We start from the raw sequence: 23,553 nt of genomic DNA, 5'->3' as shown, positions 1-23,553 counted from the left end.
CATGGCGATCGTCGCCCGTGATCCAAGCGCCACAACCGAACCCGATGCGGCCGATCAGCTCGGCTCCGTGCTGGTTCGCCTCATGCGGGCGATCGGCAGGTCCAAACATCGGGTGATCAAGCATGGCCCGGACGGGTTGGAACAACTCGCCTACGCCGTGCTCTTCTGTCTGGTCCACGACGGTCCGCAGCGCACCGGCAAACTCGCCGAACTGCTGCACGCGGAGATCTCGACCATCAGCCGCCAGACCAGAACCCTTGTCGCACACGGCCTGGTGGCGCGCGGCGCGGATCCCATCGACGGCCGCGCCTGCGTGCTGACCGCCACCGCGGAGGGGGAGCGGGTATTCGCCGAGAACCGGCGGCGGCGCAATCTCTGGCTGGCCGGACTGCTGACCGACTGGCCCGCGGCCGATCGCGACACCCTGATCGACCTGCTCGACCGGCTCGTGCACGACATCGAGACAACCACTGTGCCAATCGAATCGAAATAGGTCCCCGAACTATGACAAGTGCGACGATCGAGGCGTCACCGGAAAAGCAGGCGGGCGGTCCGCCGCAGCTCTCGCACCGGCAGATCCTCACCATTCTGTCCGGTCTGCTGCTGGGCATGTTCCTGGCCGCGCTCGACCAGAACATCGTCAGCGTGGCCATCGTCAAGATCGCCAACAGCCTGCACGGGTTCGATCAGCAGGCTTGGGCGACAACGGCATACCTGATCACCGCCACCATCAGCACCCCGCTGTACGGCAAGCTCGCGGATATCTACGGGCGAAAAGCCTTCTTCCTCACCGCGATCGGGCTGTTCGTCATCGGTTCGGCGGCCTGCACCTTCGCCACCTCGATGTACGAGCTGGCCGGGTTCCGCGCTTTCCAGGGGCTGGGCGCGGGCGGCCTGATGTCGCTGGCCATGACGATCATCGGCGATATCGTCCCGCCGCGCGAAAGATCCAGATACCAGGGCTATTTCATGATGGTCTTCGGTATCGCGACGGTGCTCGGGCCGGTGCTGGGCGGCTGGTTCTCCGGTTTCGATCACCTCTGGGGCCTGGAGGGCTGGCGCTGGGTGTTCCTGGTCAATGTGCCGATCGGCGTGATCGCGCTGGTGGTGGTGGCCAAGGTGCTGAACCTGCCGCAGGAGCGCCGTCAACTCCGGGTCGACTGGGGTGGCGCTGTGGCACTGAGCATTTGCGTGGTGCCGCTGCTGATCGTCGCCGAACAGGGGCGCGGCTGGGGCTGGGGTTCGGGCCGCTCGATCCTGTGCTACGTGATCGGCGTGATCGGCCTGGCGTTGTTCCTGGGTATCGAATACCTGATGAAGGACGCCGCGCTGATTCCATTGCGGCTGTTCAAGAATTCGACCTTCACCGTCTGCATCATCGGCGGTTTCATCGTCGGTATCGCCATGTTCGGCGCGATCTCGATGGTGCCGCTGTATCTGCAAGTGGTGCGCGGGTTCTCACCGACCAAGGCCGGATTGCTGATGCTGCCGCTGGTGGCGGGCATCATGATCGGCTCGCTCATTTCGGGCCAGGTCACCAAACGCACGGGGCGCTACAAGATTCTGCCGGTGGCGGGCACGTTCATCATCGCCTGCGGCGGTGCGCTGTACGCGACGGTGCACTACGACAGCGCGCTGTGGCAGCCGCTGCTCTACAGCGGCATCATCGGCCTCGGGCTCGGTGGCTGTATGCAGACGCTGATCATCGCGGTCCAGAATGCCGGTCCGCGTTCGGATATGGGTGTGTCCACCGCGTCGGCGACGTTCTTCCGTCAGGTCGGCGGCACGCTCGGTGTCGCGGTCTTCCTGACGATTCTGTTCAACCTGCTGCCGAACAAGATCATCGACGCGTTCGGCGGTCACCTGCCGCCCGGGTTCGACGCCTCCAAGCTCGACAGCGTGCAGTCCAATACCGCCGGTATCGCGGCACTTCCGGCGATGGTGCGCGATCCCATCCTGATCGGCTTCACCGACGCCATGCACGGTGTCTTCTGGGCGGCCGCCGGGGTGGCGCTGGTCGCATGCGTCGTGCTGCTGTTCATGAAGGAGATCCCGCTCCAGGACATCGCGCCCGCCGCGCCGCAAACCGTCGATCCCGCAGCGGTTTCCGAGGCCGAGTGGGCCGAGGAGCAGGTGTGGGACGGGGCCGTGCGCGCCATCTCGCAGCCGGAACCCGTACTGGCGGAAGCGCATAACGCCGAGAACGATGGTCTCGAGGCGAAACCCGTGGCCCCCGTGGCGGCCTCGTCGACCAATGGCGCGGCACCGGCCGCCGGGCGGGTGCGCGCGATCGTGGGACAGGTGCGGCGTGATGACGGCCGCCCGATCCCCGATGCCGCCGTCACCCTCATCGATCAACGCGGGCACCAGGTTTCGCGCGCCACCGGTGACAGCGGCGGCGGCTATCGCATCGAGCCGCCCGCCGCGGGCAGCTATGTGCTGATCGTCTCGGCGGCCGGACATCTGCCGACCGCGGTCAATGTCGCCATCGACACCCATCCGCAGCAGCGCGATATCACGCTGCAGAGTGCGGGCGAGCTGTCCGGCACCATCCGCATCGCCGGTCGCGGCGGACCGCTCGCGGGCGCGAGCATCACGCTGACCGATGCGCGCGGTGAGGTGGTCGGCGCGGCGGTGTCCGGGGCAGACGGCGGCTATCTCTGCAATGGTGTGGTCGCGGGGGCGTACACGCTGGTGGCGGCGGCCGCGCATATGTGGCCACAGGCCACCTCGGTGGTGGTGCCGGACAGCGGTCTGCTGCATTTCGATCTGGAGCTGACCGCGATGGCCATGCTGACCGGCACGGTGTGGGCCGAGGGCCGGGCGCTGCCGGACGCCTCGGTCACCATTCTGGACGCGGCGGGCACCGAGGTCGGGGCCACCCGCACCGATGCGCACGGCCGCTATACGGTGCCGGATCTCGTCGAAGGCGGGTACACGGTCATCGCGCGCGGATATCCTGCGGTACACAGTCGAATTCGGCTCACCGGCGGGGAGATCGTGCACGATATGCATCTGGGCTACGACCTGGGTACGGTTGCGGCCGAGCAGGATGACGTCGAATGGTCAACGGAGGGATCATGACCGGTCTCACCGCCCGGATCCGGAGTTCGGCGGGCTGGCCCATGCCGGGTGCGGTGCTGATCGTCACCGACCTGACCGGACGGCAATTGGCCCGGGCAACATCGGATGCGAGCGGGGTCGCGATGACCGAACCGCTGCCGCCCGGCACCCATACCGCGGTGGTCACCGCGCCCGGCCATCAGCCGGTGGCCCAGCTCGCGCGCATCGCCGCCACCGGTGGTGGTGCGCTCGGCGAGGTCCGCCTCGAGCCCGAGGCGAATACGGTGGCGTTGCCGCCGCCGGGCCCGTGGACCATCGATCCGGCGCATTCCACCGTGCTGGTCACCGCCCGGCATCTCGGAATCGCCGGTATCAAGGCGCGTTTCGCCGAGGTGAGCGGGCGATTGGAGATCGCCGCGAACTTCGAGCGGTCCACCGGATACGCCGAGATCAAGGCGGCGGCCGTGGACACCGGGGTCGGCATGCGCGATGCGCACCTGCGCTCCGCGGATTTCCTGGACGCCGAACGCTTCCCGCTGATCACGTTCGCGGGCAACGGTTTTCGCCGCACCGGCGGCGACACCTGGGTGATGCCGGGCGAACTCACCCTGCACGGCCGCTCCCGCCCGGTCGAACTCACCGTCACCTACGGCGGCTACGGCCCGGACCCCTGGGGCGGCGTGCGCGTGGCCTTCCACGCCGAAACCCTCTTGCACCGAGACGATTTCGCCATCGACTACAACGCCATGGTGCGCGCGGGCATCGCCGCGGTGGGCGCGACGCTGCGCGTGGAACTCGATATGGAACTGGTGCAGGGGGAGCGACTCCCGGCCATGTAGCGGGTCCGATCCGCCCGGATGCTTGACGGGAGGCGGGTGCGGGCGCAGGGTGGGGCCATGGGTGACGGGGTTCGCGACGGTCTGAAGTTCAGCAGTCTGGACAGTCCGCTGTTCGATGGCGCGGACGCCACCAAGGGTGAGCTGATCGACTATCTGGAGGCGGTGGGGGAGCGGCTGGTGCGCAATCTGCGCGGCCGGCCGCTGTCGGTGGTGCGGGTGCGGCCCGGGCAGGAGCCGTTCATGCAGAAGAATCTGCCCAAGTACACCCCGGAGTGGGTGCCGCGTAAGACGATGTGGGCGGACAGTTCCAAGCGCGAGATCTCCTACGCGCTCTGCGACGATCTGCGCACGCTGCTGTGGTTCGGCAACCAGCGCGCGGTGGAGTACCACGTGACGCTGCTACTGGCCGAGGAGCTCGTCGACTATGCCGGTGGCCCAACGCATCTCGTACTCGATATCGATCCGGCCCCGGATCAGCCGTTCGATCAGGTGGTCGGCGCGGCCGAATTGATTCGCCAGGCCCTGGCCGCCGATGGGCTCGCGGGCGCGGTGAAAACCAGTGGGGCCAAGGGTGTGCACATCTTCGTTCCCGTCAAAGATGTGAATATCGAGGACGCGGCGGCCGCCACCCGCGCCATCGCGGTCCGCGCCGAGCGACTCGATCCGGCGCTGGCCACCACCGCGTTCATTCGAGAAGACCGGGGCGGCAAGGTTTTCCTGGACTCCACCCGCGCGGGCGGCGCGACGGTGGTGGCGGCATACAGTCCCCGCATCCGGCCGGGGGCCACGGTATCGTTCCCGATCGGCTGGGCCGATCTCGGGCAGATCCACCCGCGGGATTTCACCATCCGCACCGCTCTGAAGGAACTCGGTGACCGCGATCCCTGGGCCGAGCAGATGCCGGACCCGCAGGTCCTGCCCGCGGACCTGATCGAACACGGCCACACCATCCCGGTCGCCCGCGTACAGGCCATGCACGAGGGCAAGCGCCGCGCCCGTGCGCGGCGCGATACCTGACCCGCGTCTAGTCGGTGGTCAGGCCGGTGAGCCGGGCGGAGAGATCCCAGAGCTCGCGGCCGACGGCGGGATCGGTGACCTGCTTATGGGTGGGTTCCTGGCGGCGCAGCTTGTTGAAGTACGCCCCGTTGATCGACGCGGGGTCCTCGACCGTCGCCAGATGGATCATCGGGCCGGCTCCGGTGTCCGGGGTGGGCAGCACGTGGCGTCCGATGACCATGAGACGGCCCAGGATCGGGGTCTCGCGCATGACCCCGGTGCCGATGCCGCCGGGATGGAAGATGTTCGTGGTGAGTCGCGGTGCGCGCTGCGCCAATTCGCGGGTGAACAGCAGCAGCGCGAGTTTGGCCGCACCGTAGGCGCGATGACCGCCCTGGGCGTCCGGATCGTTGAGGTCGAGCTTGCCCGTGCGATAGGCGACGCTGCCGGTGTTGATCACACGCGCGCCGTCGAGGTTGGGCAGCAGCAGATTGGTGAGCAGGAACGGCGCGAGATGATTGACCTGGAAGGACATTTCGTGACCGTCGGCGGTCAGGCGACGACCGGCGAAGACGCCGCCCGCGTTATTGGCCAGGATGTCGATCGGCCGTTCGCTGAGCTTATCGGCGAGTTCGCGCACATCGTCGAGCCGGGTGAAGTCGGCGATATGGTGTTCGGCGTCGATGGATTCGGCCACCGCGCGCGTCTGCTCCGGTGACCGCCCGACCACCGTGACGCGCGCCCCGAGTTCGGCGAAGCGGCGTACGGCGGCGGCGCCGATTCCGGAACTCGCCCCCGTCACGACCACCGTGCGGCCCCGCAGATCAGCCATTTTCCTGCACTCCAGTCACTCGTCGTTCGCGGTCACGATCTCGACCTCGAACAGAGCCGCAGTGCCGGAACGGGTTTCGCGAACCGTACCCGGTCGCCGCCTTCGGTGCGCGGCGGGCCTGCAAAGCGAATTCACAGCCCGGACCGAGGTTGCGCGGCGGATCGCTCGGGTACAGTTCCGCGCACGCCGACCTGTCGGTCCGCGTACGTGAACAGGAGAAAACCCATGTCGGTGTCCCGTGCCGGGCTATTGCTCGCCGAAGGTGTTGCGGCGGTGAGCCTCTGCTTCGTGATCGCGGGAGGCGGTGCGAGCCGCGCGGTGCCGCTGGCCGAGGGGCTCGATGCCGGTTCTGCGCTGTCGCCGACCGGGCTGGCCCTGGGTTCGGTCAATGGCGGGCCGCGCGATTGCGCCACCGTCGGCTCGGCCATGAGCCTGAGCGGTGAGTCGGGCGTGACCTGCAAGGGTATTTTCAGCGGCAGCGCCTAACGCTGGAGATCCGGCAGCCAGCTGCCGTGGAAGCCGTACGGAACCCGTTGCGGTAGACCGATGGTGGCTACCGGCGGGGCCGTCAGATCGCTCGCGTCAAGAATGGTCAGATCGCTGCGGTCGGTGGCGTGGTTGTAGACGTATGTCATGAGATAGCCGCCGCCGGTGAGTGTTTCGTCGGCCGGGGCGAAAACCGCTTCTGCGGGAACCAGTCCGGCGGCGAACTCGTGCGCGGTGTGCGCGCCGGTGTGCAGGTCGTAGCGCACCAGCGCGCCGCCTTCGCCGGTCAGCCGGGACTTTGCCGATACGGTCGCGTGGCCGAAGCGCGAGTCCATGGTGAGCAGCCGGTCGTCCACGCGCGGGAATTCGGCCGCGCGATCGTCGATCTGCTCCTCGCGCACCGTGCCGGTGGCCAGGTCCATGGTCCAGCGCCACAGTGTCGCCTCGTCGAACGTGTCCGAACCGGCGCGCCACAGTTCGGGATAGCGCATGGCGTACAGGATCACCCGGCCGTCCTCGTCGAAGGCGTTGAGGGTGTGGAAGACATAGCAGGGCGCGATTTCGAACCAGGCGATCGCGCCGTGCGGATCATCGCGGCGCAGTACGCCCAGTCGTGCCCGGTAGTCGTCGCTCCACCGGAAGGCCATACCGCCGGAGGCCGCGGCCTCCCTGTCGAAAACCACCGGGAGATCGAGGAATACGACGTGTTCGGCGGTCAGCGCGAAATCGTGCTGCATGGTCGCGGCGGGCACGTCGATCGGACGGCTCAGCAGCAGTTCGCCATTCGCGTCGGCCCGGTGATAGGTGAGGTACGGCTCGCCGGTCACCTCGTAGCCGAAGAAGTGCAATTCGCCTGTGCGCGGGCAGGTTTTCGGATGCGCGGTCATGGCGGTGCGCAGCGCGCCGTCGAAATCGTACGGGCCGACGGTATCGAGTTCGGCGGTCAATTCGTAGGGCAGTGACGATTCGACCAGCGCGAGGGTGTGCCCGGCGTGGCGGATGACATGGGTATTGGCCACGCCCGCCGTCAGATCGCGGAAACCGTCCGCGCCATAGGGGCTCGCGCCGTCGGTGAAGGTGCTGGTGCGCACCCAGCGATTGCGGTAGGCCACGGCCCGGCCGCCTTCGAGGCGGACCCCGTGCACCATGCCGTCACCGGTGAACCAGTGTCCGGAGGCGGCGTCGTGCGGGTTGGGGCCGTTGCGCAGGTACCAGCCGGTGAGTTCGGGCGGAATGCGGCCGGTGACCGAAAGTTCCTGTGCGGTCAGCTCTTCGGTGACCGGCGCGTAGTTCCCGGCCAGGTGCGGGGGCGTCGTGGTCATGCCGGATCCGCCATCTTGCGGGCCTTGCCCTGAATGTAAGCGACATAGCGCAGGGTGAATACGACCGGGATGACGAAGGCCGCGATCTGCACGATGGTGCGCGGTCCGTCGGTGTGCGCCAGCAGGGCGAGCGCCACGCAGCCGATGGCGAAGCTGGCCGCCCATACCGAGGTGATGATGTAGCTGGTGCGAATGAAGACCGGGTTGTCCCACAGCTCGCGCGGTGTGCTCTGCTTGGCGATCGGCAGCGTGAACGGATTGCGCAGTGCCAGTGAGATTCCCGCGATCAGCGCCAGTACGCCCGAGGACAGTGCGGGCGAGTACGGGTGCAGCGCGGTATCCGGATTCACGAACGCCAGCACGGTCAGGGCGGCGAAGAACACCGCGGAGCCGATATCCATGAGCTGGGCGTCCAGGGCCTGGCCCGCGCGGGTCTGGCGGGCGACGGTGGCGGCGGAGATGCCGAAGGCGATGAGGGCGGCCCACTTCCAGTATTCGGAGGGGATCACCGCGTAGACGATCCACGGGGCGAAGGTGCGCAAGTAGGACATCGTCGATAGCTCCTCGGCATGACATTCCTAAACTGACATGTCGAAGTTAGAACCTCCTAAGTCGACATGTCAATAGTGGAATGTAGGATGAGTGCCATGAGCCTTCGATTTGCCCTCCTCGGCGTGCTGGCCGAAGAGCCTTCGAGCGGATATGACCTGGTGCGACGGTTCAAGATCTCGCTGGGTCAGGTGTGGCCCGCCACCCAGAGCCAGATCTACACCGAGCTCACCAAGCTCGCCGATGCCGAACTGATCAAGGTCTCGGACGAGGGCGCGCGCGGGCGCAAGGAGTACAGCGTCACCGAGGCGGGGCTGGAACAGCTGCGGGAATGGCTCACCGACACCCGGCCGAAACGGCAGCCGCGCAACGAGATGCTGATGCGGGTGTTCTTCCTCGGCCAGATCGGCCGGGCGCAGGCGCGCGCGTACCTGACCGATGTCGAAGAGCTGTACATGAACGCCGAGTCGGAACTACACGAGCTGGGCGCGAACGTCGATTGGGATGACAGCGATCTGTCGGTCTACGGCCGCATCGCGATGGAATGGGGCGAGCGTTTCGCCGCCATGAATCAGGAGTGGGCGCGGTGGGCGCTCGAGCAGATTCCCGAGCGCACAACCTGAGCGCCGCAACGTATTACGCGGTCGCCTCGCGGGCGATCTGCGCGGCCGCCTCCTGCTGAATCTGCTCGAACTGCCCGGCCATCGCCGCGGCCAGGGCCTGTGCCGCCGAGAGCGGGCGCACCATCACGGTGAAGTCGACGATCTTGCCGTTCTCGTCGTACTTCAGGAAATCGCAGCCGTTGATCTTCTTACCGTCCACGGTGGCCTCGAACAGCAGGGCGTGATCGCGGCCATTGGCATCGGCGATCTCGCGCACGTATTCGAAGTCCTCGAAGACGCGCAGCACGCCGCGCAGGATCGCCGCGGTCACGGGCTTGCCCGGATAGGGCTTGAAGGCCACCGGGCTGGTGAACACCACATCATCGGCCAGCAGCGCCTCGATCGCCTGCTCATCGCGGGCTTCCACGGCCTTGCGGAAGGAGTTCATCGCCACCTCTTATGCAACTCGTTGAATAGGTACCTCGGACGGTACCCGACTTCCGCGGCGGTGGCGATGGCCGGGCGCGGAGGTTGATCGACATGCCGGGATGGCGTGTCAGCCGGGTTTGCGGCAGCGGCGGGCGGGTACCTTCGCGAAGATTGCTAAATATTCGCCGAATGCCTGTCGATGCACTGCCGAGGAGGTCGGATGAGCACGGTCATCGACGAGGCGCCCTTCACCGGCTTCCATAAACGGCTGGCCATCGCCTGCTCGGGCGGGCCACTGCTGGACGGGTACATCCTCAGCATCGTCGGCACCGCGCTCATCGGCATGACCGCCGAATTGGATCTGAGCACCGGGGATATCCAATTGATCGGTGCTGCCGCGCTGGTCGGGATGTTCGTCGGCGGCGCGCTTTTCGGGGTGCTGACCGACAAGATCGGCCGCGAGGTCATGTACACCGCCGACCTGGTGGTGATGGCGGCGTGTTCGATCCTGTCGTTCTGGGCCGAATCCACCTGGCTCATCGTGCTTCTGCGGTTCATCCTGGGCATGGCGGTGGCGGCGGACTATCCGATCGCCACCTCATTGCTGGGGGAGTGGCTACCGGTCAAACAGCGCGGAAAACTGCTCGGCTTCCAGATCGTGGCCTGGTATCTGGGGTCGGTGCTGGCATACGTGACCGGCTATCTGCTGCTGACCTTCGCCGGGAACGGCAGCTGGCGTTGGCAATTGGCCAGCGGTGCGGTGCTGTGCGCGTTCTTCCTCATCGTCCGGCAGACCACCGCGCCGGAATCGCCGCGCTGGCTGGCACAGCACGGCAAATCCGAGAAGGCCGCGGATATGGTCGAGAAGTACCTGCACGTGCGGGTGAATCCCGCCGAGCTCATCGAGGCCGACAGCACCGATAAATCGCACGGCTCACTGCGGGAGCTGTTCTCCCCGCGCTATCGCAAGCGAATCGTGTTCTGCTGCGGTTTCTTCCTGTGTCAGGTGGCGGTGCTGTTCGCCATGCTGACCTTCGGCCCGCAGATCCTGTCCTCCTTCGGCATGCCCGAGGGCACCTGGATGGACACCCTCGGCACCGCCCTGATCAGCCTGGTCTTCCTGATCGGCTGTCTGCCCGCCATGCGCCTGATCGACACCGTCGGCCGCCGCCCCGTCATCGTCTGGTGCTTCGGCCTGATGATCCTGCCGGTGCTGTTCATCGGCGTCTGGCCCAGCATGCCCGCGCTATTGGGTTTCCTCATGCTCTGCCTCTACGCCTTCTTCTGCGGTGGCCCGAACGTGCTGGACTGGACCTACCCGAATGAGCTGTTCCCCACCCACATTCGAGCCACCGCGGTCGGCGTCGCCACCTCGGTCAGTCGCATCGGCGCGGCCCTGGGCACCTATCTGCTGCCCTGGTCCCTGGACCACCTCGGCATGGGCCCCACCTTCCTGGCCGCCGCGGCCCTGACCGCGGTCGGCTTCGGCATCTGCGTCTGGGGCGCACCCGAGACCAAGGGCGTCTCCCTCGAATCCGCCGCCAACTCCGGCGAGATTCAGCGGGTGGCGTGAGGGGCTCCCATACCGGGGTCGATGCGCACCGGGCCGGAAGCCGTGGGCGCGATGGGGAAATCGAAAATGGCGGTCGGAATGTAGACGGTGGCACAGGAATTGGGGATGTCGACGACGCCGGAGAAGCGGCCTTCGATGGGGGCCGCGCCGAGCAGCAGGTACGCCTGTTCGGGGGAGTAGCCGAATTTGGTGAGGTAGTCGATGGCGTGCAGGCAGGCGCGTTCGAAGGAGAGCTGGGAGTCCAGGTAGCGCTGTTCGCCGGACAGGGTGACCGAGGTGCCCGAGAAGGCAAGGTATTCGGTGTAATTGGGGCCCTCGTTGCCGGGCATGAAGATGGCGTTCTCGCTGACGCCGTAGAGCTCCATACCGTTCTTGATCAGATCCACGCGCAGATCGATGAAACCGCCCATCTCGATCGCGCCGCAGAAGGTGATCTCACCGTCGCCCTGGGAGAAGTGCAGATCGCCGACCGAGAGCTTCGCACCGTCCACGAAGACCGGATAGAAGACGCGGCTGCCGCGGGTGAGGTTCTTGATGTCCTGGTTGCCGCCGTTCTCGCGCGGCGGTGCGGTGCGCGCGGCTTCGGCCGCGGCGCGGTCGAATTCACCGCCGGTGAGCGAACCCAGGATGGCGTCGCGCGGTTCGGGCGGCAGCGCCAGCGGCGGCACCCGCAGCGGATCGGTGGCGATCAGCGCGCCCTCGCGGGCATTCCACTTGGACAGCAGCGCCGCCGAGGGCGCGGTGCCCATCAGCCCCGGATGCATGATGCCGGTGAACTTCACCCCGGGCACATGCCGGGAGGTGGCGGTGTGACCGCTGAAATCCCAGATGGCCTTGTACGCGTCCGGGAAATGCTCGGTGAGGAAACCACCGCCGTTATCGGTCGGGAAGATGCCGGTGTACCCCCAGCCCTGACCGGCCAGCGGGCCCGAATCCTCCTGCGGGATGGGGCCGATGTCGAGGATGTCGACGATCAGCAGATCGCCGGGCTGCGCACCCTCCACCGCGAACGGCCCGGACAGGCAGTGCACCGTGCTCAGCGGCGCGTTCAGCACATCCTCGGCGGAATCGTCATTGTGGATCGCGCCGTCGAACCATTCGCGCACGTGCACCCGGAACTCATCGCCCGGTTTGACCGTGACCGGGGCCGGGATATCGGGATGCCAGCGGTTGTGTCCGACGAACTGCTGTTCGGTGAACTTCTTGCGGGAATCCAGGGGGAACAACAACTCGGGCATGACGGGACTCCTTCGGTGTCAGGGACGGGGAAGCTTGCGGTGCAACGGATTCCGGGTGACCGGCGCGGACGAGCGCCCGGCCGGAGCGCCGACCACGGCCGGCTCGCTCGCGGTGCGCGCGGTGGCGTCGATGAGCCGGGTGGCGGCCGAGCCGGGCCGCACGAACGCGCCGCCGCCCACCTGCCGTCTGCTGTCGCCCGCGCACTCCGGGCAGTTCGCGACCTCGGGTACCGCGGCCATGCTGAAGCTGCGATCGAAGCTGCCGCAATCGCGGCAGCGGAACTCGTAGAGGGGCACGCTCACTCACCTCGCTTAGTTTCAAATGAACCTATTCCGTACGGAGACGATACAAAGGAGTGCATGTCTCCGGGGCGAAACCGCGCGATGAACTTCGTATTACGACGAAAGACCTCCGTATCGCGCGAGTTAATTTTCATTCGGATTATCGCCATCTGAAAATATTGCACCTAGCGTCTTGTTTCGCCGCGACCCGCCAGCCCCTGTCGCGGCGTTTCAGCTAGGAGATCCGATGAGCAGCACCGCGCCCACCGCGCAGTCAGATCCGCCCCAGACCCGCTGGTCCCGCTTCCAGGCCTGGGCGGCCAAGGACAATATCGAGGACTACTCACTGCGCTACGCGCCCAAGTCCTTTCGCAAGTGGAGCCCGATGGCGTGCTCCATCACCGCACTCGGCGGCATCGCCTATCTGGCCGACTATTCGATCGGCGCGTCCATCGCGGTGACGCACGGCGCGGCCAGCGCCGTGGCCGCCATCCTGGTCGCCGCGGTGACCACCTTCCTGACCGGCATCCCCATCGCCTACTACGCCGCCAAGTACAACCTGGACATGGACTTGCTCACGCGCGGAGCGGGTTTCGGCTACTTCGGCTCCACCCTGACCAGCCTGATCTACGCCAGCTTCTGTTTCATCTTCTTCGCGCTGGAGGGCGCGATCATGGCGCAGGCCATGAAACTGGCCTTCCACATCCCCCTGCCACTGGGGTATCTGATCGGATCGCTGATCATCATTCCCCTGGTGCTGTACGGCATGTCGGCGCTGGCCACATTCCAGGTGTGGACCCAGCCGCTGTGGCTGATCCTGTTCGCCGCGCCACTGGTCATGATCGCCATCAGCGATCCGGACGGTTTCACCGGATTCCTGTCCTGGGCGGGTGACGGCGGCGGTCAGCGCGTCAGCGCCATCGCGGTGGGAGCCGGTGCGGGCGTTGCGCTTTCGCTCATCGCGCAGATCGGTGAACAGGTCGACTATCTGCGCTTCATGCCGGAGAAGTCCGAGACGCCGCCGCTGCGCTGGTGGGCGGCGGTACTCGCCGCCGGTCCCGGCTGGGTCATCCTGGGCGCGGCCAAACAGCTGTGCGGCGCGTTCCTGGCGTTCTACGTGGCCGGGCAGGTCGGCTTCGCCCGCGCCACCGAACCCATCGAAATGTTCCTGGGCAGTTACGGTTCCATGATCCACAGCCATGCCGCGGCGCTCACCATCGCGACGGTCATGGTGCTGCTGTCGCAGGTGAAGATCAATGTCACCAATGCCTATTCGGGCTCGCTGTCCTGGTCCAACTTCTTCAGCCGGGTGCTGCACATCCATCCGGGCCGGGTGGTGTGGCTGGTGCTGCACATCGCCATCGCGCTCACGCTCATGCTGTCGAATATGTTCTCGGTGCTGAACACCATCCTCGGGTTCTACTCGAATGTGGCCATCGCCTGGGTGGGCGCGATCGTCGCGGATCTGGTGATCAACAAGGGGCTGTTGAAGATCAGCCCGCCGTACATCGAGTTCAAGCGGGCCTACCTGTACCCGATCAATCCGGTCGGATTCGGTTCCATGCTGGCCGGTTCGGCGGTGTCGATCGTGGCCTACTTCGGGGCGTTCGGTGAATTCCTGAAGGCGTGGTCGCCGTATCTGGCACTGACCATCGCGCTGGTGCTCACACCGCTGATCGCGCTGGCGACGGGCGGCAAATACTATCTGGCGCGGCCCAATCCGCTGCGCGAGGAGATCGAGAAGGAACCGCTGTGGGCGGGCCAGACGCTACTGGACGTGGTCGACGGCAAACGCTACGAACTCCCGGATATGGTGCACGACTGCCCCTTCCACGGCGGGCCCATCTCCTCGCTCACCTGCACGCTGACCAAGAACTGCCATGAGCAGTGTCAATCCGCCACCTATCAGGACACCACGGACGCGGACCGGCTCGGCCTGGCGCAGCCCACCGCGGTGAGCTGAGCGGCGTCGAGTTCAGCCCTCGAGTTCGGCCAGCACGCTGAACTCGAGGGCATCGGCGTCGGCCAGGAAGACCGGCTGGGTGGTGTGCGCGCCGCGCACCCGCACCTCACCGCGCGGTCCGCCGTAACTGACCTGTGCCGCATGCCTTTCGATCAGATGCGGGTCCAGACTGCGGGCGGTCTCGGCGAGCGAGGCGAACAACAGCATGCCCTCGTAACAGGATTCGCCGATATTGTTCAGCGCCGGTGCGTAACTGCCGAAGCGGCGCACATAGCGACTGCCGAAATCCATCCCCTCGGGGGTGATGACGCTCTCGAAATAGCCTGAGGCGGTGTGCAATCCGCGGGTGCTGTCCGGTCCGCCCGCGTACAGCACGTCCTCGCCGATCATCATGGACAGTCGCAGTCGCCCGTCGTCCAGTCCGGCGCGGGCGAACGCGCGATTGAAGGCGGCGCAGTCCGAACCGACCATGAACAGCAGCACACCCTGTGCGGGGGAGTGGCGAATCAGTTCCAGGGCGCGGCCGAAACGGCGGCTGCCCAGCGGAACATAGGCTTCGCCGACGATGGAGATATCCGTCCCGGCGGTGAATTCCTTTGTCGCCCGCGCGGTTTCACGCGGCCACACGTAATCGTTGCCGATCACGCACCAGCGTCGGATGCCGAACTCCGCGCGCAGCCAGCGCAGTGCCGGGAACAGCTGCTGATCGGGCGTCTCGCCGACCATGTACACACCGTCGGAATCCTCACCGCCCTCGTAGAAGGTGGTGTACACGTAGGGAACTCGGCCCGCCGTGCGCGGTGTGATGACCTTGCGCGCATTGGACAGATGCCAGCCGACCACACCGTCGATGGCCCCGCTGTCCACCATGCGGCCGATCCGCTCGGCCAATTGCGGCAGCGGCGCACCGGAATCCACCGCGTGCAGGCGCACCGGGCGATCCAGAATTCCGCCCATGGCATTGATGTCGTCGACGGCCAATGTGGCGCACGCCTCCGAGGACGGCCCGAACATGCCCGCCGGGCCACTGAGCGGAATAACCAGCGCGATATCGACCGTCGAGCGGTTATCGCGAGAAGTGAAGTGGCCCATGGAAATCTCCACCGTATATTTCCATTTGAATCTTTACCATACGGCGTTGTATATAGTGCTGGAGTGGACAATAGCACTGCGCCCGCCGCACTGGAGGAGTTGGCGCGACTGGTGCGCCTGGCCGCACAGGAATTGGATCGCGCCATCGCTTCCTGTATCGGTGAGAACTCGGTCGGCCGCTGGCATGTGCTGGCCGCGGTCGCCGACGGTGAAGGCCGTTCCATGTCGCAGCTCGCCGAGGCCACCCTGCTCACCGGGGCCAGCCTGACCAGGCTCATCGACGCCATGATCAACGACAATCTGGTGCACCGCCGGGTCGACGACACCGACCGCCGCCGCGTACTGGTCTTCCCCACCCGGCGCGGTCTGGTCAGCTACCAGGTCATGACAACCGCCATCGCGGACAGCGGCCTGGATCTGCTCGCCTCCGGCAGCCCGCGCCTGCCCAAGGCGCTGACCAGCCTCATCGGGCATATTCGCGAGGCCGAGTCCGCGCACGCCTGACCTTTTCACGGTCACGGGCATGACAGTTGTCATGCCGGGGTCGTGATGGTTGGCAGATCTGCCGGGGTCCGAATCTCCGTAGCGTCATTTCCCGTAGCGCACAGTCGAAGCCACAGGGGAGCAACGTTATGACCGCCATCGACACCACCACGATCACCGCACCGAACTCGGCCCAGGGCCCGGCCATGCGACGCATGCTCGCCCCCATCGCCCGGGATATCGCGATTCCGATGGCGGCCTACTTCCTGCTGCACTGGCTGGGGTACTCCGATTTCGCCGCACTGCTCGGCGGTGCGGTGGCCTCGGCGGCGACCGTGCTCATTCCGGCCGTCAAGGCGCGCAAGCTGGATCCCATCGCCGTCATCGTGCTCATCGGCTTCGTGGTCGGCCTGGTCGGCTCACTGATCAGCGGCGACCCCCGGATCATGATCGTCCGCGACTCCTTCGGCACCGCCGCCATCGGCCTGGCGTTCCTGGTCAGCGCACTGATCGGCAAGCCGCTCACCTACGCCGCGGTGCGCAAGGCGCTGGCCGGAGCGCCGGAGAAGCTGGCCGCGGTGGAGCACGCCTTCGAGACCAACCCGACCGCCCGGCGCACCCACATCAACATCGCCCTGCTCTGGGGCGCGGGACTTTTCGGTGAGGCCGCGGTGCGCGTCGTGCTCGCCTACCAGCTGCCGATCAGCACCATGGTGTGGCTGTCCACCGTGCTCATGGTCTCCGTCATCACCGTGCTCATGGTGATCACCGCGCGCACCATCAAGACGATGCGCAAGGCCATCGCGCAGACAGCATGATCGCACCGATTCCGGAAGGCCCGGTCCCATGGACCGGGCCTTCGTTCTTGTCCGGGTCGCCCCGGCGGATTCGGGTTAGGCTCCGAAGAAGTGGCACGGAGGAGTGAATACGACAATGCTGTCGACAGGACCGATAACCCAGATCGCCTGGGTCGTCACGGATGTGGCGCGGAGCGAGGAGTTCCTGGGTGCGACGCTCGGCGCGGGCAAGTGGACGCGCATGCCGGATATCCACTTCGGCCCGGACACCTGCACCTATCGGGGTGAGCCCGCGGATTTCACCGCGCATATCTCCCTCGCCTACAACGGGGATATGCAGTACGAGTTGATCCAGCCCGTCCGCGGCGCGTCCATCTACACCGAATTCCTGGAGCGCGGCGGACCGGGCCTGCATCACGTCTGCGCCGAACCCGCCGATTTCGACGCCGCGCTGAAAGACGCCGCGGCACAGGGCATCGACGTGCCGCAGCAGGGCACCATGGGCGGTGAGATGCGCTTCGCCTACCTCGACGGCGCGGACGCCGGGGTGCCCTATCTCGAACTCGCCGAGGTGGGGGCGAATATGCGGAAGTTCTTCGAACAGATCAAGAAGGGTGCGCTGTGAGCACGAGAGCGCCGGAAGTCGTCGCGGTGGAATCGGTTACCGAGTGGACCGCCGAATATGACGTGGTGGTAGCCGGATTCGGCATTGCCGGCGGCTGCGCCGCGGTCGAGGCCGCCGCGCGCGGTGCGCGGGTGCTGATCCTGGAACGCGCCGCCGTGGCCGGCGGCACCACCGCGCTGGCCGGTGGGCACTTCTACCTCGGCGGCGGCACCGCGGTGCAAAAGGCCACGGGACAACAGGATTCGGCCGAGGAGATGTACAAGTACCTGCTCTCGGTAGCGCGCGAACCGGAACCGGAGAAGATCCGCGCCTACTGCGACGGCAGCATCGAGCATTTCGACTGGCTGGAGGGGCTCGGCTTCCAATTCGAGCGCAGCTACTACCCGGAGAAGGCGGTCATCCAGCCCGGCACCCAGGGGCTGATGTACACCGGCAACGAGAAGGTGTGGCCGTACCGCGATCAGGCCGTACCCGCACCGCGCGGACATAAGGTGCCGGTGCCCGGCGATACCCAGGGCGCGGCCATGGTGATCGAACTGCTGGTGAAGCGGGCGGCGGCGCTGGGCGTGGAGGTCTGGTACGAGACCGGGGTGACCGATCTGGTCGCCGACGCCGAGGGCGGCATCGTCGGCGTGCGCTGGCGGCGGCCCGGCGAAACCGGTGCGGTGAAAGCGAATTCGGTGGTCCTGGCCACCGGCGGCTTCGTCATGAACGCGGAGATGGTCGCCGAGAACGTGCCGTGGCTGGCCGAGAAGCCGTTCGTGCTCGGCACCACCTATGACGACGGGACCGGTCTGCGCCTGGGCCTGGCGGCGGGCGGCACCGCCCGGAATATGGACCAGGCGTTCGTGACCGCGCCGGTGTACCCGCCCTCGGTCCTGCTCACCGGACTCGTGGTGAACAAGGAGGGCAAACGCTTCGTCGCCGAGGACTCCTACCATTCGCGCACCTCCGCGTTCGTGCTCGAACAGCCCGGCGCGGCAGCGTATCTGATCGTCGACTCCGAACATATGGAACGCCCGATGTTCCCGCTCGCCCCGTTCATCGACGGCTGGGAGACCGTCGAGGAAATGGCCGAGGCGCTCGGAATCCCTTACGAGGCACTGCAAGCCACCCTCGACCGGTACAACGAGCATGCCGCGCGCGGCGAGGATCCGGATTTCCACAAGTACCCGGATTGGCTCGCCCCGCAGGACAAAGGCCCATGGGCGGCATTCGACCTGACCCTGGGCAAGGCCCTGTACGCGGGCTTCACCCTGGGCGGGCTGCACACCTCCGTGGACGGAGAAGTGCTGCACGAGAACGGATCACCCATTCCCGGCCTGTACGCGGCGGGTGCCACCGCGGCGACCCTGGCCCAGGACGGCAAGGGCTACTCCAGCGGCACCCAGCTCGGCGCGGGCTCGTTCTTCGGCCGCCGCGCCGGGGCTCACGCGGCCAATCGCTCCAGCTGACGCAGTAGTTCGGAGGCGGTGAGCGCGTCCAGCTCGCCGAACGCACCGCCTTCGCACAGCACCGAGACGATGAGCTGTTCCTCGGCCTCGTAGCTGTAGCCGCCGTGAATGCCCGGACTCACGTTGACCACGACCTGCCGGTTCACCCCGAACCGGTGGGACAGCGTGGAATACCCCAGCTCCCAGCCGCGCTGACGCAAGCCGTACAGCTTGCCGGTCGGCACCTTGCGATCGACGAAACGCGGCAATTCCTTCGCGGCCGCTTCCTCGGGGGTGAACCGGTACACCGGGCGCTCCAACTGTTCGAACGGTTGCAGCAGTTCGTAATCGGTGAATACCTCGCGCCAGCGCTCCAGATCATCGCCGAGGTGCAGCGGATGCGCGATACCGACCAGGGTGTCCGCCGGTAATTCGAGACGTTCGTCCTCGATATCTGCGAGGGTGCCGTCCTGATCGACCCGGAAGGCTCCGGTCACCGTGCCGTCGGCGGCGAAGGTCGCCCAGACCAGCCGCCGCGCCAGCTGACCCAGCACCGGATGCTCGATGATCATGGCGCGCTGCGCGGGCGCGCGCCAGCGACGGCCGTCCACCATGGCGGCCTCGAAACGCCGCAGCTGATCGGTGGTGACCGTTTTGAGTTCCTTCGCGAAATCGCGGAAGGATTGATAGGCCACCGGAGCCAGCTCGGGATCATCGGCGGCGGCGGGTTTGGGCATGCTGCGCAGGGATCGGCCACCGGCCGAAATGCTCGGCCGCAGTTCATGATCCAGGCCGACCTCGAATTCGCGCGGTCCGTAGTTCAGGCGCAGCGTGCTGTCGGCGGACAGGCCCAGATGCGGGACGACCCGATCGGCCAGCTCCTCCTCGCCCAGTCCGAGCCGTTCGGCGATGGCCGCCACCTGCTTCTCGGCCTCGGTGCGCAGGCTGTCGTATTTGGTCTTCCCGGCGATGGAATGCAGGTGCATGAGCGCGATCTCACCGCCGATGGCGGCCAGCACCCGCAGTCCCTCCACCGCCCGCGCACTGCCGGACTTACCCGGCCAGGCAGTGATATACGGGACCAGGCGACGCGCGGTGTCGTCATTGCCGGTGAGCGCGAGCGCGTGCAGCACCCAGCCGTTCTTGGCCGGATATGCCGCCAACTGCCAGGCATCGAAGATGGCCCAGGTGAATTCGGCGAGCGCGGCCGGTTCCACGGCCGCGATCACCTCGGCGAGCCCCGGGTGATCGTCATCGGCGCCGGACGCGATCAGCATCGTAATGAACCGTGTGGCAGCGACATCCGGCAATGCGGTATCGGTCTCGCGCAGCCGGAGCTGCGGTAGGAGAGTGGGCACCAGCCATTTCGGCGGTTTCGGAGCCTTCTTGGGCGGTGCGCCGGTGAGCGCGGGCGGCAGCGCGGCGGTATCGGCGTCGGGCAGCCGCTTGGTGATCTCGAGCAGCGGAAGCGCCTCGGCCACAGCGTATTCGGCGATCAGATCCGGATACGCCGCCGCGTGCAACCGCAGTGTCCGGACCACCAGCGGGGTGGCCAGTTCGGCGGCCTGACGAGACAGCAGCCGCATGGCCCGGCGCGGATAGCGGGCAGCAGCCTTGTCCAGCGCGGCGGCAACGTGCTTGTTGTCGATCCGATTCAGCAATGCCTGATAGGCGGCATCGGTCGGCACGTGGGACAGCATGCCGGACAGCGTTTTGATATCCGCAGTCCAATTATTGCCCGCCGCCCAGTCGAACTGTTGCAGGATCATCGGCACCGCGGCGGGACCGACCTGGGTCAGCATGCTGAACTTCTGCGAGTCCGGGCTGTACACCGGTGGGCCGGTGACCTCCAGGAAGCGGTCGAGCTGGGCTTCGGTGGTCAGGCAGGAGGACAGCATGGTGCGCGCCCGGCTGCGCGGATTCCGGCCATCGGCCGCGAGATCGGTATTCAGCCATTCCTGTTGATCGGGAACCAGATAGGTGCACGCCAGCCGCGCCCACACCGTGCCGGGATTCTCGCGAAGTTCCGAAAGGCGTTGCACCACAGCCCGATACTCGTCGTCCGGGACGCTCGCGAGGTGCGCCCGCAGACTCTGCGCCAGATAGTCGAAACCGATCAGATTGGGATCGTCGGGCGCGGCGAGCTCCAGCACCGCGGCCAGCCAGCCTTCGGCGGATCTGCGGCGGTCCACCACGATGCCGCGACTCCACACCACGGTCTCGGCCGCGAAGACCGGTCCGTGCCGCTGAATCCAGCTGTCCAGGAAGTGATCCCGCATCTCGATGCGCCCGGACTCGTGATGCCGCAGGTCGTAATCCGCCAGCGCCCACACCACCGCCGCCGCCAACGGTGTGATCGGGGCATCCGGCGCTTGGATGTACCCCTTGGCCGCCACCACCGCCGCGCCGAATTCGCCCTCCGGCGGCACCTCCAGCCAGGCCCAGACTCGCGGCCTGTAGCGCCCCAGCAGCGCGGCCAGCCGCCCCGTCGCATCGGCCGGGATCTCCCGGGCCCCCACCGTGTTCCGCCCCCGGAACGGTTCCGCCTTCGCCCGCCACTGCGCGGGAACGGACCATTCGTCCTCTGTCGTCATAACACCCTCTCCACCGCGCTGTCCCGGCCCGGCACCTGGCACCGATCTTGCCGCGCACCACCGACAACTCCTGCCGCGCACCACCGGCAACCTCGATATGGCGGGGCGATCGGCCCGGTGAAAGTGTCGGCTGAGCACGGTAGTCTGCCCTTCGACGCTTCGCCCGGGGCGGGCGCATGATCATGAAACGGGGGATTCATGGCTCGTGCAGGCAGATTCACGGTGGGCGCGGGCCGGACCCGAATCGGCTGGCGGAGTGCGATAGTCGCGGCGGTCGCCGTGGTCGTCGCGGGCTGCGCCGGATCCGGGAACTCGGGGGATGAGTTCCGCTGGCTGGAGGAGCTGGATTCGCCCCGGGTGCAGTCCTGGGTCGCGTCCGAGAACGCCAAGACACTCGGGGTGCTGGAGAAGGATCCGCGATACGCGGACAATCTCGCACAGGCCAAGGCTCTCGCCAATGCCCCGGATCGGCTCCCGGCGCCCGAGTTCCGGGACGGCGCCATCGGCAATTTCTGGCAGGACGGCGACCATCAGCGCGGAATCTGGCGCGAGACCACCCTCGCCGATTACGAAGCGCCGCAACCGCGGTGGAAGACCGTGCTCGATCTGGACGCGCTGGCCGCCGCCGAGGGGCGCAATTGGGTATGGGAGGGCATGACCTGCGCACCCAATCGGGGTACGCGCTGCCTGGTGAGTCTGTCCGAAGGCGGTGAGGACGCGGTCACGGTGCGCGAATTCGACCGCGGCACCGGGCAATTCGTGCCGAACGGGTTCAGCCTCGAGCGCGGTAAGCAATACGTCGCGTGGGCGGACGATGACACGCTGCTGATCTCGCGGGAATGGCAGCCGGGGGATAAGACCGCCTCGAGCTATCCGTACATCGTCAAGAGCTGGCAGCGCGGGCAGCCGCTGGATCAGGCCGCCGAGGTGCTGCGCGGTGATCGGGCCGATGGGCTCGGCACCGCACCGCAGGTGCTGGACGGCGGCGACGGGCATCGGATCAGCATGGTGGTGCGCCGCCCCTCGTTCTTCGAGGCGCAGTTCAACCTGCTCGTGAACGGTAAACCCGTGCGCCTGGCGCTGCCGCCGAAATCCGAGTTGGCGGGCATGGTCGGCACTCGGGTGCTGGTCCAGCTGAAGGATGACTGGACCACGGGCGGTGCGAGCTTCCAGTCCGGTTCGCTCATCTCCCTCGACGCCGATGAGATGGCGCGGCATCCGGACGATCTGCGGGCCAAAGTGGTGTACATCCCCGGTCCGCAGGAGGCGTTCCAATCGGTCATGACCACGCGCGGGCATGCGGTGGTGACCTCGCTGTACGACGTGAAGGGCCGCGCCACCGTCTACACCCCGCAACCGGACGGCTCATGGACGAGCGCCCCGGTGCCCCTGCCCGATAACGCGACCGTCTATGGCGTGGACGCGGATTCGCGCGGTGAGACCGCCTACCTCTCGGTCACCTCATTGCTCACACCCTCCACGCTGTGGAGTCTTGATGCCGCGAGCGGCCGCCTGGCTCCGGTGAAATCCGCACCGGCGCGGTTCGATTCGTCCCGCTTCGTGGTGGAGCAGCTGAAGGCCGATTCGGCGGACGGCACCAAGGTGCCGTACTTCATCGTGCACGCGGCCGATATGAAATACGACGGCAGCACCCCGACCATCGTGTACGCCTACGGCGGGTTCGGGCTGTCATCCACGCCCGGCTACAACGGGCTGCTCGGCAAATCCTGGCTGGAGAAGGGCGGGGCGTACGTCATCGCCAATATTCGCGGCGGCGGCGAATACGGTCCGGCCTGGCATGAGGCGGCACTGAAAACCAAGCGGCAGCGGGCTTTCGATGATTTCGCCGCGGTGGCGGACGATCTCATCGCCCGGAATATCAGCACGCCACGGCATCTCGGGATTCAGGGCGGCTCCAATGGCGGACTGCTCATGGGCGTGGAGTTCACCCAGCATCCGGAACTGTGGAGCGCGGTGGACATTCAGATACCGCTGCTGGATATGGAGCGGTACGAGCAGATCGCGGCGGGCGCGTCCTGGGTGGGCGAGTACGGGTCCATGTCGGTTCCCGAGGAGCGTGCCTTCCTCGAATCCATTTCGCCCTACGCGCGATTGAAGTCCGGGGTGAGATATCCGGAGCCGTTCATCTGGACGACCAGCAAGGATGATCGCGTGGGACCACAGCACGCGCGTAAGTTCGCCGCCCGGCTAGCCGCGCTGGGTGACCCGTATTTCTTCTACGAGGCCACCCAGGGCGGCCACGGCGCGGGCGCGAACAATGACGAGAAGGCGCACACCAGCGCCCTCGAGTACACCTACTTCATGCGGCAGCTGATGTAGGGGCGGGCATGCGGA

At 66.8% G+C, this 23,553-nt stretch carries 21 protein-coding genes; 13 read left to right on the top strand and 8 right to left on the bottom strand.

Annotation, left to right across the window (positions count from 1 at the left end; translation table 11 throughout):
* Position 1 precedes the first annotated feature (1 nt).
* Genes AB0L82_RS21945 through AB0L82_RS21930 form a run of 4 tightly spaced genes read left to right on the top strand, consistent with a single transcriptional unit; the run spans position 2 to position 4,919 of the window.
* Complete coding sequence (locus tag AB0L82_RS21945) at positions 2–493, top strand: MarR family winged helix-turn-helix transcriptional regulator (RefSeq protein WP_364639075.1); 492 nt, start codon at positions 2–4, stop codon at positions 491–493.
* Positions 494–504: 11 nt separating this feature from the next.
* The gene (locus tag AB0L82_RS21940; RefSeq protein WP_364639072.1) at positions 505–3,084 is read left to right on the top strand and encodes an MFS transporter; all 2,580 of its coding nucleotides are present in this window, start codon (positions 505–507) and stop codon (positions 3,082–3,084) included.
* Positions 3,081–3,902 carry a YceI family protein gene (locus AB0L82_RS21935; RefSeq protein WP_364639069.1) on the top strand — a complete coding sequence of 274 codons (822 nt, stop codon included), beginning with the start codon at positions 3,081–3,083 and terminating at the stop codon, positions 3,900–3,902. Before AB0L82_RS21940 ends, AB0L82_RS21935 begins: the two co-directional genes overlap by 4 nt.
* A gap of 57 nt (positions 3,903–3,959) precedes the next feature.
* Entirely contained in the window at positions 3,960–4,919 is a 960-nt protein-coding gene (locus AB0L82_RS21930) for an ATP-dependent DNA ligase (RefSeq protein ID WP_364639066.1), read from the top strand.
* 7 nt (positions 4,920–4,926) lie between these two features.
* Here the strand turns inward: AB0L82_RS21930 and AB0L82_RS21925 are convergent, their stop codons facing one another.
* Positions 4,927–5,730, bottom strand: coding sequence for an SDR family NAD(P)-dependent oxidoreductase (locus AB0L82_RS21925; protein ID WP_364639063.1), 804 nt, complete (start codon positions 5,728–5,730; stop codon positions 4,927–4,929).
* A 225-nt stretch (positions 5,731–5,955) separates the two neighbouring features.
* On the opposite strand from AB0L82_RS21925, the gene AB0L82_RS21920 reads away from it, so the two are divergent.
* Positions 5,956–6,216, top strand: a complete 261-nt coding sequence (locus AB0L82_RS21920) for a hypothetical protein (protein WP_364639060.1) — start codon at positions 5,956–5,958, stop codon at positions 6,214–6,216.
* Here the strand turns inward: AB0L82_RS21920 and AB0L82_RS21915 are convergent.
* On the bottom strand, positions 6,213–7,538 hold the full coding sequence (locus AB0L82_RS21915; protein WP_364639057.1) for a carotenoid oxygenase family protein: 1,326 nt from the start codon (positions 7,536–7,538) through the stop codon (positions 6,213–6,215). The two genes, AB0L82_RS21920 and AB0L82_RS21915, sit on opposite strands and share 4 nt — an antisense overlap.
* Complete coding sequence (locus AB0L82_RS21910; RefSeq protein ID WP_364639054.1) at positions 7,535–8,089, bottom strand: hypothetical protein; 555 nt, start codon at positions 8,087–8,089, stop codon at positions 7,535–7,537. Before AB0L82_RS21910 ends, AB0L82_RS21915 begins: the two co-directional genes overlap by 4 nt.
* A 96-nt stretch (positions 8,090–8,185) precedes the next feature.
* Here AB0L82_RS21910 and AB0L82_RS21905 point away from each other — a divergent pair, with 96 nt between their 5' ends.
* The gene (locus AB0L82_RS21905; RefSeq protein WP_364639051.1) at positions 8,186–8,710 is read left to right on the top strand and encodes a PadR family transcriptional regulator; all 525 of its coding nucleotides are present in this window, start codon (positions 8,186–8,188) and stop codon (positions 8,708–8,710) included.
* A 13-nt stretch (positions 8,711–8,723) separates the two neighbouring features.
* On the opposite strand, the gene AB0L82_RS21900 is transcribed toward AB0L82_RS21905, so the two are convergent.
* On the bottom strand, positions 8,724–9,137 hold the full coding sequence (locus AB0L82_RS21900) for a nuclear transport factor 2 family protein (RefSeq protein WP_364639048.1): 414 nt from the start codon (positions 9,135–9,137) through the stop codon (positions 8,724–8,726).
* Between the two features lie 201 nt (positions 9,138–9,338).
* Here AB0L82_RS21900 and AB0L82_RS21895 point away from each other — a divergent pair, with 201 nt between their 5' ends.
* Positions 9,339–10,691, top strand: a complete 1,353-nt coding sequence (locus AB0L82_RS21895; RefSeq protein WP_364639045.1) for an MFS transporter — start codon at positions 9,339–9,341, stop codon at positions 10,689–10,691.
* Here AB0L82_RS21895 and fmdA read toward each other — a convergent pair.
* Both fmdA and AB0L82_RS21885 read right to left on the bottom strand, forming a co-directional pair.
* Positions 10,676–11,929 (bottom strand): formamidase, encoded by a 1,254-nt coding sequence (gene fmdA, locus AB0L82_RS21890; RefSeq protein WP_364639042.1) that lies wholly within the window; start codon positions 11,927–11,929, stop codon positions 10,676–10,678. The two genes, AB0L82_RS21895 and fmdA, sit on opposite strands and share 16 nt — an antisense overlap.
* An 18-nt stretch (positions 11,930–11,947) precedes the next feature.
* On the bottom strand, positions 11,948–12,226 hold the full coding sequence (locus AB0L82_RS21885; protein ID WP_364639039.1) for a zinc ribbon domain-containing protein: 279 nt from the start codon (positions 12,224–12,226) through the stop codon (positions 11,948–11,950).
* Positions 12,227–12,458: 232 nt separating this feature from the next.
* On the opposite strand from AB0L82_RS21885, the gene AB0L82_RS21880 reads away from it, so the two are divergent.
* Positions 12,459–14,174 carry a cytosine permease gene (locus AB0L82_RS21880; RefSeq protein WP_364639036.1) on the top strand — a complete coding sequence of 572 codons (1,716 nt, stop codon included), beginning with the start codon at positions 12,459–12,461 and terminating at the stop codon, positions 14,172–14,174.
* Positions 14,175–14,186: 12 nt separating this feature from the next.
* Here the strand turns inward: AB0L82_RS21880 and AB0L82_RS21875 are convergent, their stop codons facing one another.
* Positions 14,187–15,278: a substrate-binding domain-containing protein gene (locus AB0L82_RS21875; RefSeq protein WP_364639033.1), complete on the bottom strand. Its 1,092-nt coding sequence runs from the start codon at positions 15,276–15,278 to the stop codon at positions 14,187–14,189.
* 51 nt (positions 15,279–15,329) lie between these two features.
* Here AB0L82_RS21875 and AB0L82_RS21870 point away from each other — a divergent pair, with 51 nt between their 5' ends.
* From AB0L82_RS21870 to AB0L82_RS21855, 4 genes are all read left to right on the top strand, one after another.
* Positions 15,330–15,770, top strand: coding sequence for a MarR family winged helix-turn-helix transcriptional regulator (locus AB0L82_RS21870; protein WP_364639030.1), 441 nt, complete (start codon positions 15,330–15,332; stop codon positions 15,768–15,770).
* A 128-nt stretch (positions 15,771–15,898) separates the two neighbouring features.
* Positions 15,899–16,567: a VC0807 family protein gene (locus tag AB0L82_RS21865; RefSeq protein ID WP_364639027.1), complete on the top strand. Its 669-nt coding sequence runs from the start codon at positions 15,899–15,901 to the stop codon at positions 16,565–16,567.
* A 115-nt stretch (positions 16,568–16,682) separates the two neighbouring features.
* On the top strand, positions 16,683–17,171 hold the full coding sequence (locus tag AB0L82_RS21860) for a VOC family protein (RefSeq protein ID WP_364639025.1): 489 nt from the start codon (positions 16,683–16,685) through the stop codon (positions 17,169–17,171).
* Positions 17,168–18,625, top strand: a complete 1,458-nt coding sequence (locus AB0L82_RS21855) for an FAD-binding protein (RefSeq protein ID WP_364639022.1) — start codon at positions 17,168–17,170, stop codon at positions 18,623–18,625. Before AB0L82_RS21860 ends, AB0L82_RS21855 begins: the two co-directional genes overlap by 4 nt.
* On the opposite strand, the gene AB0L82_RS21850 is transcribed toward AB0L82_RS21855, so the two are convergent.
* Positions 18,601–21,198: a DUF4132 domain-containing protein gene (locus AB0L82_RS21850; RefSeq protein ID WP_364639019.1), complete on the bottom strand. Its 2,598-nt coding sequence runs from the start codon at positions 21,196–21,198 to the stop codon at positions 18,601–18,603. The genes AB0L82_RS21855 and AB0L82_RS21850 overlap by 25 nt on opposite strands.
* A 198-nt stretch (positions 21,199–21,396) precedes the next feature.
* On the opposite strand from AB0L82_RS21850, the gene AB0L82_RS21845 reads away from it, so the two are divergent.
* Positions 21,397–23,538: a prolyl oligopeptidase family serine peptidase gene (locus AB0L82_RS21845; protein ID WP_364639016.1), complete on the top strand. Its 2,142-nt coding sequence runs from the start codon at positions 21,397–21,399 to the stop codon at positions 23,536–23,538.
* Positions 23,539–23,553: the final 15 nt, after the last annotated feature.

The sequence above is a fragment of the Nocardia sp. NPDC052001 genome (assembly GCF_040680615.1).
GTDB lineage: Bacteria > Actinomycetota > Actinomycetes > Mycobacteriales > Mycobacteriaceae > Nocardia.
Note: the sequence above shows the minus strand (reverse complement) of the source record. Positions and strands in the feature narration are given on the sequence as shown.

What these genes read in the sequence shown, in the direction of transcription:
- AB0L82_RS21865 (WP_364639027.1), top strand. Translation starts at nt 15,899, where the DNA reads ATGACCGCCATCGACACCACCACGATCACCGCACCGAACTCGGCCCAG.
- fmdA (WP_364639042.1), bottom strand. Translation starts at nt 11,929, where the DNA reads ATGCCCGAGTTGTTGTTCCCCCTGGATTCCCGCAAGAAGTTCACCGAA.
- AB0L82_RS21905 (WP_364639051.1), top strand. Translation starts at nt 8,186, where the DNA reads ATGAGCCTTCGATTTGCCCTCCTCGGCGTGCTGGCCGAAGAGCCTTCG.
- AB0L82_RS21925 (WP_364639063.1), bottom strand. Translation starts at nt 5,730, where the DNA reads ATGGCTGATCTGCGGGGCCGCACGGTGGTCGTGACGGGGGCGAGTTCC.
- AB0L82_RS21900 (WP_364639048.1), bottom strand. Translation starts at nt 9,137, where the DNA reads ATGAACTCCTTCCGCAAGGCCGTGGAAGCCCGCGATGAGCAGGCGATC.
- AB0L82_RS21935 (WP_364639069.1), top strand. Translation starts at nt 3,081, where the DNA reads ATGACCGGTCTCACCGCCCGGATCCGGAGTTCGGCGGGCTGGCCCATG.
- AB0L82_RS21930 (WP_364639066.1), top strand. Translation starts at nt 3,960, where the DNA reads ATGGGTGACGGGGTTCGCGACGGTCTGAAGTTCAGCAGTCTGGACAGT.
- AB0L82_RS21910 (WP_364639054.1), bottom strand. Translation starts at nt 8,089, where the DNA reads ATGTCCTACTTGCGCACCTTCGCCCCGTGGATCGTCTACGCGGTGATC.
- AB0L82_RS21920 (WP_364639060.1), top strand. Translation starts at nt 5,956, where the DNA reads ATGTCGGTGTCCCGTGCCGGGCTATTGCTCGCCGAAGGTGTTGCGGCG.
- AB0L82_RS21915 (WP_364639057.1), bottom strand. Translation starts at nt 7,538, where the DNA reads ATGACCACGACGCCCCCGCACCTGGCCGGGAACTACGCGCCGGTCACC.
- AB0L82_RS21850 (WP_364639019.1), bottom strand. Translation starts at nt 21,198, where the DNA reads ATGACGACAGAGGACGAATGGTCCGTTCCCGCGCAGTGGCGGGCGAAG.
- AB0L82_RS21945 (WP_364639075.1), top strand. Translation starts at nt 2, where the DNA reads ATGGCGATCGTCGCCCGTGATCCAAGCGCCACAACCGAACCCGATGCG.
- AB0L82_RS21860 (WP_364639025.1), top strand. Translation starts at nt 16,683, where the DNA reads ATGCTGTCGACAGGACCGATAACCCAGATCGCCTGGGTCGTCACGGAT.
- AB0L82_RS21940 (WP_364639072.1), top strand. Translation starts at nt 505, where the DNA reads ATGACAAGTGCGACGATCGAGGCGTCACCGGAAAAGCAGGCGGGCGGT.
- AB0L82_RS21845 (WP_364639016.1), top strand. Translation starts at nt 21,397, where the DNA reads ATGGCTCGTGCAGGCAGATTCACGGTGGGCGCGGGCCGGACCCGAATC.
- AB0L82_RS21895 (WP_364639045.1), top strand. Translation starts at nt 9,339, where the DNA reads ATGAGCACGGTCATCGACGAGGCGCCCTTCACCGGCTTCCATAAACGG.
- AB0L82_RS21880 (WP_364639036.1), top strand. Translation starts at nt 12,459, where the DNA reads ATGAGCAGCACCGCGCCCACCGCGCAGTCAGATCCGCCCCAGACCCGC.